This window comes from Microcoleus sp. Pol1C5 (assembly GCF_036701115.1).
Lineage (GTDB): Bacteria > Cyanobacteriota > Cyanobacteriia > Cyanobacteriales > Microcoleaceae > Microcoleus.
The window spans coordinates 1-12156 of sequence record NZ_JAUBQE010000096.1; the positions used below are offsets into that span (position 1 = coordinate 1).

The 12156-nt window shown below is 46.8% G+C and carries 12 protein-coding genes and 1 pseudogene; 5 read left to right on the top strand and 8 right to left on the bottom strand.

Translation table 11 applies throughout. The features are described 5' to 3' along the window. Window positions 1-70: 70 nt before the first annotated feature. From larB to ispF, 5 genes are all read right to left on the bottom strand, one after another. Window positions 71-862 carry a nickel pincer cofactor biosynthesis protein LarB gene (larB, locus tag QUA23_RS29705; RefSeq protein ID WP_333079434.1) on the bottom strand — a complete coding sequence of 264 codons (792 nt, stop codon included), beginning with the start codon at window positions 860-862 and terminating at the stop codon, window positions 71-73. 35 nt (window positions 863-897) lie between these two features. Beyond that, on the bottom strand, window positions 898-2658 hold the full coding sequence (locus QUA23_RS29710; protein WP_333079435.1) for an ABC transporter substrate-binding protein: 1761 nt from the start codon (window positions 2656-2658) through the stop codon (window positions 898-900). A 40-nt stretch (window positions 2659-2698) separates the two neighbouring features. Then, window positions 2699-3304: a PIN domain-containing protein gene (locus QUA23_RS29715; protein WP_333079436.1), complete on the bottom strand. Its 606-nt coding sequence runs from the start codon at window positions 3302-3304 to the stop codon at window positions 2699-2701. Continuing rightward, window positions 3279-3800, bottom strand: a complete 522-nt coding sequence (locus QUA23_RS29720; RefSeq protein WP_333079437.1) for a hypothetical protein — start codon at window positions 3798-3800, stop codon at window positions 3279-3281. The genes QUA23_RS29715 and QUA23_RS29720 overlap by 26 nt, the downstream gene beginning before the upstream one ends. A gap of 62 nt (window positions 3801-3862) precedes the next feature. Continuing rightward, window positions 3863-4342, bottom strand: a complete 480-nt coding sequence (ispF, locus tag QUA23_RS29725; protein WP_333079439.1) for a 2-C-methyl-D-erythritol 2,4-cyclodiphosphate synthase — start codon at window positions 4340-4342, stop codon at window positions 3863-3865. A 119-nt stretch (window positions 4343-4461) separates the two neighbouring features. On the opposite strand from ispF, the gene QUA23_RS29730 reads away from it, so the two are divergent. Beyond that, window positions 4462-4884 (top strand): hypothetical protein, encoded by a 423-nt coding sequence (locus QUA23_RS29730; protein ID WP_333079440.1) that lies wholly within the window; start codon window positions 4462-4464, stop codon window positions 4882-4884. Between the two features lie 20 nt (window positions 4885-4904). Here QUA23_RS29730 and trmD read toward each other — a convergent pair whose 3' ends face one another. Then, entirely contained in the window at window positions 4905-5600 is a 696-nt protein-coding gene (trmD, locus tag QUA23_RS29735) for a tRNA (guanosine(37)-N1)-methyltransferase TrmD (RefSeq protein ID WP_333079441.1), read from the bottom strand. 333 nt (window positions 5601-5933) lie between these two features. Here trmD and QUA23_RS29740 point away from each other — a divergent pair, with 333 nt between their 5' ends. Together QUA23_RS29740 and cphA are read left to right on the top strand one after the other, a co-directional pair. Then, complete coding sequence (locus tag QUA23_RS29740; RefSeq protein WP_333079448.1) at window positions 5934-6827, top strand: cyanophycinase; 894 nt, start codon at window positions 5934-5936, stop codon at window positions 6825-6827. Between the two features lie 335 nt (window positions 6828-7162). Continuing rightward, window positions 7163-9883, top strand: a complete 2721-nt coding sequence (gene cphA / locus QUA23_RS29745) for a cyanophycin synthetase (RefSeq protein WP_333079443.1) — start codon at window positions 7163-7165, stop codon at window positions 9881-9883. Window positions 9884-9952: 69 nt separating this feature from the next. On the opposite strand, the gene QUA23_RS29750 is transcribed toward cphA, so the two are convergent. Together QUA23_RS29750 and QUA23_RS29755 are read right to left on the bottom strand one after the other, a co-directional pair. After that, window positions 9953-10624, bottom strand: coding sequence for a hypothetical protein (locus QUA23_RS29750; RefSeq protein ID WP_333079444.1), 672 nt, complete (start codon window positions 10622-10624; stop codon window positions 9953-9955). Then, entirely contained in the window at window positions 10600-10839 is a 240-nt protein-coding gene (locus QUA23_RS29755) for a RusA family crossover junction endodeoxyribonuclease (protein ID WP_333079445.1), read from the bottom strand. The genes QUA23_RS29750 and QUA23_RS29755 overlap by 25 nt, the downstream gene beginning before the upstream one ends. A 176-nt stretch (window positions 10840-11015) precedes the next feature. Here QUA23_RS29755 and QUA23_RS29760 point away from each other — a divergent pair, with 176 nt between their 5' ends. Together QUA23_RS29760 and QUA23_RS29765 are read left to right on the top strand one after the other, a co-directional pair. After that, on the top strand, window positions 11016-11306 hold the full coding sequence (locus QUA23_RS29760) for a hypothetical protein (protein WP_333079446.1): 291 nt from the start codon (window positions 11016-11018) through the stop codon (window positions 11304-11306). A gap of 164 nt (window positions 11307-11470) precedes the next feature. Next, window positions 11471-11869: pseudogene (locus QUA23_RS29765) on the top strand (transposase); the annotation flags it as partial. Window positions 11870-12156 lie beyond the last annotated feature (287 nt).

Genomic DNA, 12156 nt, shown 5'->3' on the forward strand with positions numbered 1-12156 from the left:
TTATGTTGAGCGTGGGCGGGCAATAGCGCGCTCGAACTTTTTTGAGTTTTTTGGACTTATTCAGCAAGCCCTAACTATTCTCCCCCTCTCCTCTTCTCTCCACTTTCCCCGCAGTTCTCAGAATTTGACAAGCCAAAATCGCCGCCCCAAACCCATTATCAATATTCACCACACCCACACCAGCCGCACAAGAATTGAGCATAGTTAAAAGAGGAGCAATCCCGCCAAAACTCGCGCCGTAACCTACACTTGTCGGCACAGCGATCACCGGACAATCTGCTAAACCCGCAACCACACTCGCCAAAGCGCCTTCCATACCCGCAACCGCAATCAACACATCAGCATCGGTAATTACGTGCCGGTTGCTCAGCAAGCGGTGAATGCCGGCAACTCCGACATCCCACAAACGTCGCACCTGAAAGCCGCAAAGTTCCGCAGTAATTGCCGCCTCTTCCGCTACAGGCAAATCCGCCGTTCCCGCACTGATAATAGTCACAGTACCCGGATGCTGCCGAGTTGAGGAATTAGCTGAAATTGCACAAATTCGAGCCTTTTGGTAGTAGCACAAATCGGGTATTTTTTGTTGCAATTGCTCGAAAACTTCCGGTTCGATTCGTGTCGCCATCACCGCAGAATTTCGCCCGCGCATCGCCTCGATAATCTCAACAATTTGGTCTGGCGTTTTCCCCGGTCCCCAAATTACTTCAGGAAAACCCGTTCTTAAAGTACGGTGGTGGTCAATTTTGGCAAAATCGCCGACTTGTTCAAAGTCAAAATGCTTTAATTTATCCAAAGCTGCGATCGGGCTCACATCGCCTGCTGCCACAGATTCGAGTAACTTCTGTAAAATTTCAGGTTCCATTAATTAATGACTGACTAATGACTGCTAACTGCTGACTATTCTGTTATTTTCAGCTCGTACAAATTCCAGAAAGCACCGCCGAGGGCACTATAGCGAATTCCCGAAACGCGATCGCGCACCGCCTCAAAAGTCAGCGGATTTACCATATAAACAAAAGGAACTTGTTCCGCTATAATCCGCTGCGTTTCTCCATAAAGCTCCTTGCGCTTCGCCTCATCAAGCTCCTGGGAAGCCTTCACATAAAGGTCATCGATTTTCTGCTCCCAGTCGTACACTTCCCAACCTTTAATCGGGGGTTCTCCGGATTGCGGGCCCTGGTTGAAACTGTGCAAAGTTCCATTGACTGACCAAATATTGTAGCCGCTGTGCGGTTCAGTACCTCCCGTAAAACCGCCCAGGTAAGTATCCCAATTCCGCGTCAATCGCAGTTTTTCCACATAAGTGTTAAAACTCAGGAACTGCGTATCAATTTGCATCCCCAGTTTGCCTAAATCTTGCTTAATCTGTGTTCCCATTTGTTCCCGAACTTTTTTACCCGCAGCCATCAACAAAGTAAATCGCACTTTGTTGCTCTCTGCATCCAATAATTGTCCCTCACTGTTATATTTGAAACCAGCACTTAAGAGCAACTCTTTGGCTTTTTCCAAATCGTAACTGTAAGTTTTCAATCCCTGTTCTGGGGACAGGTAGAACGGGCTTTGCGCCGGAATTGGGGAATGCAGCGGCGCGCCAAGTCCGCGATAGATATTGTTAGTCATCGCCTCGCGGTTGATGCCATAGGCGATCGCCTGCCGAAATTCTTTACTCGCGAACCAGCGAGACTTAACCGGGTCTACAAACGGCTGATTTTGAGCATTGCGCCCCTTATTCAGATTGAAACACATAAACACGCTGCCAGTATCCGGACCGCCGTTGAAGACCGTATATTTGCCGCGTTTTTCCTCCCGTTTCAGCAGCGGAAACACTTCCGGCTCCACGTTTAGAGTATCCAAATCGCCCGATCGAAAATTCAGCAGTTGATTATCAGTATTTTCGATAACTTGCCAAACAATTTGCTGGATGTAAGGCTGGACATTTCCCTCAGCATCTTTGCGCCAAAAATACGGATTTCGTTCCAAAACAACGCGCTGATTAGGAGTATAACTCAGCATTCGGTATTGACCGTTGCCGACAATTTTTTTAGGGTCAGTATCCGTGGCCCACGTACTCAGGTATTTAGGCTTGCCGTCTGCATCTGTATTTTCGACAGCTTCCTGTAAAATATGAGCTGGTAAAATAGGGATTCCCCCAGCATATCTAATAAAGGGAGCAAAGGGTTCTGCAACAGAAAATTCAACGCGGCGGCTGTCAATTTTTTTAACTTTTGGGAATTGGCGACTCATGCCAACCCTCAGATTATCTTTCAAACCGCTAGGGATTTTGTCATTGAAATAAATCTTTTCATAGCTGAAGATAATGTCATCAGTAGTCATCGGTTCGCCGTCCGACCATTTCAACCCCTCTCGCAGGGTGAAGACAATCTTTTTGCCATCTTTAGAAACTTCCCACGACTCGGCTAAACCGGGTTCTAGCTCCGAGGTCAAGCCGTTTTCGTTGATCAATCCCTCGTACATATAGCCAAAAACGCTGTATGCAGATTGATTTAGCGGGTAGTTAAAGGTACCCGGGCCGCTGGGGGTGGGAACGATGAGCCTGTTTGCTAAGTTCGATCGGGCTGGAGTACACGCAGACAGAGTTATGGTGGCAATTGCAGCCATTAAAATCGCCAGCCAGCGGCGCTTTGAATGTAACATCATAGAAATTTTCATAATTTTTTAGTTTACCACCTGCGTGCAACTATGACTGAGATTGTAGCCAACCTAGAAAGTTTTCAGTGCGCGAAAAATACTTTATCCCTACTTCCTCCAAAGCATATTTAACTTCTGGTACTTTGCGAAATTCTTTGACGTTGCCACTTAGAAATGCTTTGGTTTCGGTGGGGCGCAAGCAGGCATGACTCAAGATACAGTGTAAAATCAAATTGTCTGTTGGGTCTTTGGCGATGAGAGTTGTGTTTAAGCTTGCTTCGATAATCTCTGTATTTAATACAATCATTTCTGCATTCCGCGACAGCATATAAATTGCTTCACGCAAGCGAAATTGAATTTCATCTATTCGATTGCTATAGTAAATCAATGACTCTTCTAGGTGAAAAGATAGAGATCCGACCTGTTCAGATGTCACATCTCGCTTTGTTTCACTAATTTGACACGTTAGCTTTTCCTTAAACTTGTTTTGTCGCTTCACCTCGTCCTCTAAAGCCGACAGAGACTCCATATAACAAATGCTGGGTATGACCAACTGAACTGCTGACGATAAATCCCGCAGCAACATAATTGCTTCAGCCTCGCGCCCTGTAGCAATACTCATCAAAAAGTTAGTCTCGATATATAAAATTGCCACCTAATTTCACTCCGGATTTTGTTGTTCCACCTGCTAGCAGCTGCAGCAAACCGATTGCTGCTATCTGTTCAGACTCTGGGGGAATTTCTGATTTCCAGTGATAGGCTAAGTCATGCAGCCACGCTTCTACCAGCGTTTCAATCGTATGTCCAAATATCCCTTTGCTACCAAAGTTAGGCTGATAATAACGAAGTATTTCACCAGTGTTTAGAGAGCAAACTGGTTCAGATAAATTCACGCCGTCCCATTTGAAAATTCGAATTTGTTCGGTGTCAACCAACATAGCATAGGGAATGACTGTGCGTTGTTCGGACATCTTCGCTAACGCAGCTTTCATCCAAGATATCATGTAATCAGCAATCCTCTGCTTTTTTGCTGCTGTTTCTTGAGCTTGAATAATTTTGACCTCGATTAGCGCGACTATGCGATCGTCCTTATCCAACGCGACAATATCCGCGTCTATGGGTAGTTCTACTTCCAAGGTTTCAGTTTCCATGTTTTCAGCCTTCTTAGGGTATAAGTTTAAGTAAATTCAACTTCTACTATCAAACCCAAGTTTTATTTTTTGCTTACCAAAACTACAGCGTAAGCCGCAATTCCTTCTTCTCTCCCCACAGGACCTAATTTTTCGTTTGTAGTAGCTTTGATGCCGAGTTGGTCGGGTTTTAATTGTAGGACAGCAGAAAGCCGATCGCGCATTTGCTCAATATGCGGTTTCAGCTTTGGACGTTCTGCCACCACCACCGAATCAATATTGCCGATTTCCCAGCCTTTATCTAATATTAACTGATTCACTTGTGCCAGCAGTACGAGACTGTCAGCACCTTTCCATTTCGGGTCAGTTGGCGGGAAATACAGCCCGATATCTCCTAAGCTGAGAGCTCCGAGCATGGCATCCATGATAGCGTGGGTAAGTACGTCGGCGTCGCTGTGTCCTAATAAGCCTAATTCGTGGGGAATGTGCACGCCGCCGAGGATGAGGGGGCGTTCTGGAACTAAGCAGTGAATGTCGTAGCCGTTGCCGATGCGGATGTTCATGTAAAATTGAGGTTTTGGAAGTATAGCAAAAAACAATTATTTCATATTTGCGGGGATATAGGTGAAAAAGTATGGTCTTAATTTACGGACTATGTGGTAATTGTGACCAAGACATACAGATGTTGGTTGGTCACTCTCTCTTTGCTCTTTGCAAAAAACTTGTTTGGCATTTATCTTATAGCTGCTCTCATTGTGGGGAGGCAATCGAGTTAAATGATACTCATACTATACCTGACGAAATAAGAGAAGAGATTCTAGCAAAAGAAGGGACTTGGAACTTGATTGTATTGGAAAAAGAACAACGTGCAACAGTTGTAACAAAAATTATGCGTGAGGCTATGTCGTTGTTATTAGCTGAAGCTATGAAGCTAAAAAAGAAGATGCCTGGTTCTGTTTTGATCGGAACTAAATCTGAGACATATCGACTAAAACAGCTTTTAGCTGCTGAAGGTTTGAAAGCTTCAGTCAGCAGAAGTGTTACAAAAATCGGCGTTGTCGATCAAATTGGGTTCGGAGTTGGCCCGCTAAATCATATGGGATAACTTCTTCTTTCTCCCTTCTCCTATTCTCCCCTTTCCTCCAACCACCGATCGTACAAATCCAGCCGGCGCGATCGAGTTCTTTCAATTTGCTGTTGCTTGCGCCAGCGAGCAATTTCTGCGTGATTACCAGACAGCAACACGTCGGGCACCTTCAATCCCCGAAAATCCGCCGGTCGAGTGTACTGCGGATAATCCAAAAGTCCGTCCTCAAAACTCTCAAACTTTAGGGAATCTTCCTTGCCCACAGTTCCCCGCAGCAATCGCAAAACCCCATTAATCAAAGCCAAAGCCGGAATTTCGCCCCCCGTGAGCACAAAATCCCCCAAAGACACCTCGCGAGTGACCAAATGCAGGACTCGATCGTCCACACCTTCATAATGACCGCAAATCAACACCAACTGATCGCGATCGGCCGCCAACTCCCGAAACATCCCCTGCTGCATCGGTTCCCCCTGGGGAGTCAGCAAAATCACCTCCCGCCGCGGCAAAATCGGCAGCGACTCCACCGCAGCAAAAATCGGTTCCGGCTTCATCAGCATCCCCACTCCGCCCCCGTAAGGCTCGTCATCGACTCGCTGGTGTTTGTCTGTGGTAAAATCGCGGGGATTGACAAAATTCACCTCAGCAATCTTTTTAGCTAAGGCTTTGCCCATCAGTCCCGACTCTAGGGGAGCCCGGAAAAATTCTGGAAATAAGGTAACTACGTCAAAGCGCACAATTATTGGAATTTTATTGATACATCACCTCTAGTTTGACCTTTAGGGGGAGTTCAGTTTTCAGTAATTGCTTTATTCTTTATAATTTCTTATAATTTCTGAAAATTTTTGCAAGTTAAATTCTCTTCCTTTGTCGGCGGGCCCGTTTTGTACAACAATAAATCAGTTTTTCATGACAGCGACTGCAAGCAAACTCGCCGCCAAACAACTGCGGGATCGCGCGATCGGCGATCGCACCTCACTGCCACAAACAAAAATTTATTCTTAAAAAGCCCTATTGTACCCACAGCAACGGCAAAATTGAATTTCACATCCAACAGAGGAAGACACACCATGCAGCAGTTGACATCTCAAGCTCTTGAACATAATATTCCCCAGCGCACGAAAACCTCGATTATGGTCATCGGTGGAGCCGAAGACAAAGTTCACGGGCGAGAGATTTTGAACACCTTTTTTTGCCGTGCTGGGGGTGCAAACGCTCGGCTGGCGATCGTTCCGTGCGCTTCGCGAGATCCCGAAGGAATTAGCAACCGCTACCGCACCATATTTGACGAAATGGGCGTTAACGCAGTCAAAGTAGTGGACATCCGCGAACGCGAACAAGGCGAAAACCCCGTCTGGAAAGATTACTTAGAAGACTGTACGGGCGTATTCATCACAGGCGGCGACCAACTGCGGCTCTGTGGACTGCTGGCGGACACCCCGCTGATGGAAAAAATTCGCAAAGAAACTCTCGAAGGCAAGATTACGCTCGCTGGCACCAGCGCGGGTGCTGCGGTGATGGGATATCACATGATTGCAGGCGGTGGGAGTGGGGCGTCACCAAACCGCTCTTTAGTAGACATGGCAAACGGACTTAACATTATTCCTGAGATCATCGTCGATCAGCATTTTCACAACCGCAACCGCATGGCTCGCTTGCTGTCGGCTGTAGCTTGCCATCCCGATCGCCTCGCTATTGGTATTGACGAAGACACCTGCGCCTTGTTTGAGGGAGACGATACTATGAAAATTCTCGGTAAAGGCACTGTGACTATTGTTGATTCTAGGGAAAATTTTTATACCAATGAGTCTATGGTAGGAGCGACAGAACCCTTAAGTCTGTTCAATATGCGCTTGCACGTTCTATGTCACGGAGATTGCTACAATATGCCCCTCGGCAAACCAATGCCATCAGGAGCCTGTTCCGAGTCTGGCTGGCCCCCCGAATGCCGGACAGCAAACTAACGTAGAACATCTCTTGTCATTGATTCGGCAGAAATTAGGCGACATTCCGGCCGAATCATGGATACAAAAATAGAATAGATTCCGAAGCCGCCACGGTCTGACCCCAGGCCGAACCACAGAAAATTCTAGCTTCGGGCTTTGAGTTTTGGCTAGCCATTGGCCTGTACTTGTTTTTAGCCGATCGTACGGGCATGAATTTTCAATTGGGTAGCCCATAACTGGAAATTCACTCCCAAACTGTTCGCAGCGAACAGTCGATCGAGCAATCTAGATCGAAATTGAATAAATGCTCCAATTATCTATAAGATTTCGCGCCCCATACCCCTCTAACTGCCATGAAAATACTTAAAATCCAGACCTTACGCGGCCCCAACTACTGGAGCATCCGACGCCAGAAACTCGTCCTGATGCGTCTGGATTTAGAGGAGTGGGCAGATAAAACCACAGCGGAAATTCCTGGCTTCTATGAAGGGTTGATCGCCGCACTTCCGAGTTTGAACGACCATCACTGTTCTCCAGGCCATCAGGGAGGATTCCTGCAACGGGTCAGAGAAGGCACAATGATGGGACACGTAATCGAACACGTCGCCCTAGAACTTCAGGAAATGGCAGGAATGCCGGTCGGGTTCGGTCGCACCCGCGAGACTGCGACCCCAGGCATTTACCAAGTAGTAATCGAGTATCAACACGAACAAGCAGGTCGCTATGCAGCCCGGGCGGGGGTGCGGATGTGCCAAAGCATTGCCGAGACAGGCACTTATCCAGCAGCAGAATTAGTCCAAGATTTGAGAGACCTGAGAGAATTTGCTGCGTCGGCAGCCCTAGGGCCGAGCACGGAAACACTGATCAAGGAAGCAGAAGCGCGCGGCATTCCTTGGATACCTTTGAGCGCCCGGTTTATGATTCAACTAGGCTACGGGGTTCACCAAAAGCGGATTCAGGCAACTCTGAGCAACCGCACGGGAGTTTTGGGAGTAGAACTTGCCTGTGACAAGGAAGGGACCAAAAATATCCTCGCCAGCGCCGGTGTACCGGTTCCCAGAGGAACGGTGATTCATTATTTGGATGAACTGCGCGGGGCGATCGAAGATGTCGGCGGTTATCCGATCGTCCTCAAACCCCTAGACGGCAACCACGGCCGCGGCATTACGATCGACATCAATTCCTGGGAAGCAGCAGAAGAAGCTTACGATTTAGCCAGCGCGGCATCAAAAACAAAAAGCGTGATAGTCGAGCGCTATTACGTCGGCCGCGACCACAGAGTATTGGTAGTCAACGGGCAAGTCATAGCAGTTGCAGAACGAGTCCCCGCTAACGTCGTAGGCAACGGCAGATCTACAGTAGAACAGCTTATTGAAGAAGTAAACCGCGACCCGCAGCGAGGAGACGGACACGACAACGTGCTCACCCGGATCACGATCGACAAATTGTCCCTGGATTTGCTGCAAAAACAAGGATACGCGATGGACTCCGTAGTGCCCGCCGGCGAAAGAGTATTTTTGCGGGCGACAGCAAACTTGAGTACCGGTGGAATTGCAGTCGATCGCACCGACGAAATCCACCCAGAAAACGTCTGGCTGTTTTCCAGAGTCGCCAAAATTATCGGTTTGGACATTGCCGGCATTGACGTAGTAACTCCCGACATCTCCCAACCCCTGCGCGATGTCAACGGCGTCATCGTCGAAGTCAACGCAGCACCGGGTTTCAGAATGCACGTCGCCCCGAGTCAGGGTTTACCCCGCAACGTTGCCGGCGCCGTCTTCGATATGCTTTTCCCCTCGCCTCAACCCAGCCGGGTGCCGATTTTAGCGGTAACGGGAACCAACGGCAAAACGACAACCACTCGCCTACTTGCTCACATTGTCAAGCAGACAGGTCAGATTACCGGCTACACGACTACCGACGGGACTTACATCGGCGATTATTTGGTCGAAAGCGGAGACAATACCGGGCCGCAGAGTGCTCAATTGATTTTGTCTGACCCCACGGTGGAAGTGGCGGTGCTGGAAACGGCTAGAGGCGGAATTTTGCGATCGGGCCTCGGCTTCGATCAGTGCGATGTCGGCGTCGTCTTGAACGTCGCGGCAGATCACTTGGGAATTGGCGACATCGACACCGTGGAACAACTAGCCAAACTCAAGAGCGTTCTCGTCGAGTCGGTAATGCCCAAAGGCTATGCAGTTTTGAATGCAGATGACCCGCTAGTATCACAAATGGCCCAGCGTGTCAAGGCTCAAATTGCATATTTTTCGATGAACCCGGACAACGAACTGGTTGCCAAACATACCGCTGCGGGCGGGCTGGCAGCGATTTACGAAAATGGGTATTTGTCGATCTTGAAAGGCGATTGGACGCTGAGAATTGAGCAGGCTGTGAACGTGCCGCTGACGATGGGCGGGCGCGCGCCGTTTATGATTGCCAATGCTTTAGCAGCTTGTTTGGCGGCTTTTGCCCAAGGATTGAAAATAGAAGATATTCGCGCTGCTTTGTCCAGCTTCCAAGCATCCGTCGGTCAAACTCCCGGAAGGATGAATTTGTTTAAATTGGGCAACTATCACGCTTTGCTAGACTACGCCCACAACCCCCACAGCTACAAAGCTTTGGGTAGTTTCGTGCTGAATTGGCCGGGACGGCGGATAGGAGTAGTAGGTGCGCCCGGAGACCGCCGAGATGAAGATTTTGTCACGCTGGGCAAACTTTCGGCCGAGATGTTCGATCGTATTATTGTCAAGGAAGATATTGACAGGCGCGGGCGAGAACCCGGTGTTGTGGCACAGTTAATTTGCCAGGGAATTGCAGAGGCGATTTCTGCAGGAACCGCCAACAAATCCCAAGTTGAATACGAGTTGATTCTCGACGAAACAACGGCCGTTAACAAAGCTTTAGACGAGGCGCAAGCCGGCAGTTTGGTAGTGATTTTACCTGAAAGTGTCAACAAAGCTTTGAGTTTAATTGAGACGCGGAAACCGATTAAGGAATCTGTGGAAGTGCAAAATGGTTTAGAGCGATCGAAGTCACAGGAAAGTTTAAAACCGACTGTTGTGAATCAAGGCTAAACTCTTAAGTTTGATTTCATTACATTATTAATAGGTTGGGTTAACGAAAGGAAACTCAACCTTTTTGCTTTAGACAACCGCCGTATTATCTTTCAATATTTTCTCTGTAACCTCAATCAGTTCGCACACAGAATTTTGCGTAAGTTGTGTAGTTTTAAACCCATGAGCAATAGCGTTCCGCAAAGAAAGCGCATACATTAATAACTGATATTCGGATTTAGAAATCACGCCCTCAACCGTCAGTTCTTTCACTAAATACAGCGGTTCTAATCTTTGCAAACTTAGCTCTTCTTTATGGGCAACAATCCTCAAAGTTGCCTCAACTAAAGACCAAGAATATAGCATTGCTGACTCTAGATGTTGTGTTACAAGTTGCTTGGCGACTTGCAAACCCCACTCTATTTCATGCTCTTGAAAAGAATCCTCAGCTTTGGAAATATCGACTGCATCCTCCGAGTTAGTGATCACTAACTCAAACCTCCAGCCGGGATTTTCTGCTACTGCTTGGGCTAAATTACGTAGATATGTAGTAGAGGGTGACTTGAGTGAAGCGCGTGACTTGACTGCAATAACCACCGATTCTTCGCCCCGGCGCACTATCATATCGGGGCGATAGCTTTTCAGGAATTCAGGTAAATCTTCAAGGTTGGGATGAAATGAAACCTCGTAACCTCTCTCCCGATACTCCTCTGCTAATTTCAGTAATCGCTCTCTTTCTATGTTTGCAGTTGGGGTTGCCATCGTGTCAGTACCTCTTGGTCAGGATCATCAATTACGACAATGTGCAAGAATTCATTGCCACGAGCAAATCCTTCCGCTAGGGTCGAGGTCATATTTTCTACTGTAAAGTTACCCGATAAATTCCTCTGCCGGACTAGAACATCGGTTATTTTAGCGTCATCCACGTAGGCTAAGCCAATAATTGCATCTTGAATTTGCTTTACTATGTTGTCCACATCAATTTTAACAGAATCGTAGAAATACAGCACTTTCGGATGTTATGAGGTACAATATAATCGACTAAAAAATAATATCCCCATGAAAGCATATTCAATTGATTTGCGAAAAAAAATAGTAGCAGCACATAAGCGAGCAAAAGCTGTCTATCCGAACAACCGCAGCAATATTTGCTGTGAGTAAAAGCTTAGTTCAAAAGCTTGTCAAACAACAAAAAATAGAGGGGAATGTACAGCCAAAACCCACAGGGAAACCGAGGTATAGTCATTTGAATAATGCCGAAACAGAGTTAAGAGAAATAGTGACAGCACATCCCGATGCAACCTTACTAGAGTTGTGTGAGCTATTTGCCCACAGAACAGGAAATTGGGTCGGTAAAACAGCAATGTGTACCGCGTTACAGAAGTTGGGATTAAATCGCAAAAAAAAACGGTCAGGAGTAGCCAAGCAGGGACAAAAAGAGTGATGAAGTTAAGGTTAGAGTATTGGGAAAAAGTCAAGGATATCGAGCCAAACAACCTAGTGTTTCTAGATGAGACTGGAGTCTTGCTAGGTTTAAGACGAACTCATGCACGCTCGGAACGAGGAACTAGAGCCTAGGTCGTCAAACCTTTTTATCGAGGGGAAAAAGTCACAGTAATTGGTGCAATTAGTCTCCAGGAAGTAGTGGCATTAATGACAATAGATAACTCGATGGATAGCCAAGCATTTGAAGTATTTATCGAGAAATGTTTAGTCCCAAGATTGTGGTCGGGAGCAGTAGTAGTTATGGATAATTTACCCGCTCATAAACTAGCTTCTATTAAGCCTATGATTGAAGCTGTGGGTGCTTCCATCTTGTGTTTGTCCCCCTACTCTCCTGATTTTAATCCGATTGAATTATGGTGGTCTCAGCTTAAATCTTTGTTGCGACAGTTTTCACCAACCACTACTAAAATGGTTGACACCATAATTGCTGTGGCTCTTGACTTAATGAATCCCAAACATCTCAAAAACTGGTTTACTAATTGCTGCTACTGTACCTCATAACATCCGGAAGTGCTGTAAGTTATCTGGAGCATAACGAGCCCCGTAGCTGTTTTTTGCTCTGAAGACCAGTATTTTTCAGCCTCTTGCCTAACCGTCATTTTCCAAGCTTTAAGACGATCTCGCCTGCGAGCTTGTTGTGATACTGGTGGACCATCTACTATGAACTCAAATCTCGCCAAAGTATTTATAAATAGAAGATCGGGGATTATTTTACAGCACTTTGCTTAACGATTAGGTACAATAGTAGAGGTGATAAGAAAGAGAAAAATGAAACCCTACTCCCTAGA

Bases quoted from the DNA above. Each gene is read 5' to 3' on its own strand.
- larB (WP_333079434.1), bottom strand. From the start codon at position 862: ATGGAACCTGAAATTTTACAGAAGTTACTCGAATCTGTGGCAGCAGGC.
- QUA23_RS29740 (WP_333079448.1), top strand. From the start codon at position 5,934: ATGCAGCAGTTGACATCTCAAGCTCTTGAACATAATATTCCCCAGCGC.
- QUA23_RS29710 (WP_333079435.1), bottom strand. From the start codon at position 2,658: ATGATGTTACATTCAAAGCGCCGCTGGCTGGCGATTTTAATGGCTGCA.
- QUA23_RS29730 (WP_333079440.1), top strand. From the start codon at position 4,462: ATGTTGGTTGGTCACTCTCTCTTTGCTCTTTGCAAAAAACTTGTTTGG.
- ispF (WP_333079439.1), bottom strand. From the start codon at position 4,342: ATGAACATCCGCATCGGCAACGGCTACGACATTCACTGCTTAGTTCCA.
- QUA23_RS29720 (WP_333079437.1), bottom strand. From the start codon at position 3,800: ATGGAAACTGAAACCTTGGAAGTAGAACTACCCATAGACGCGGATATT.
- QUA23_RS29750 (WP_333079444.1), bottom strand. From the start codon at position 10,624: ATGGCAACCCCAACTGCAAACATAGAAAGAGAGCGATTACTGAAATTA.
- cphA (WP_333079443.1), top strand. From the start codon at position 7,163: ATGAAAATACTTAAAATCCAGACCTTACGCGGCCCCAACTACTGGAGC.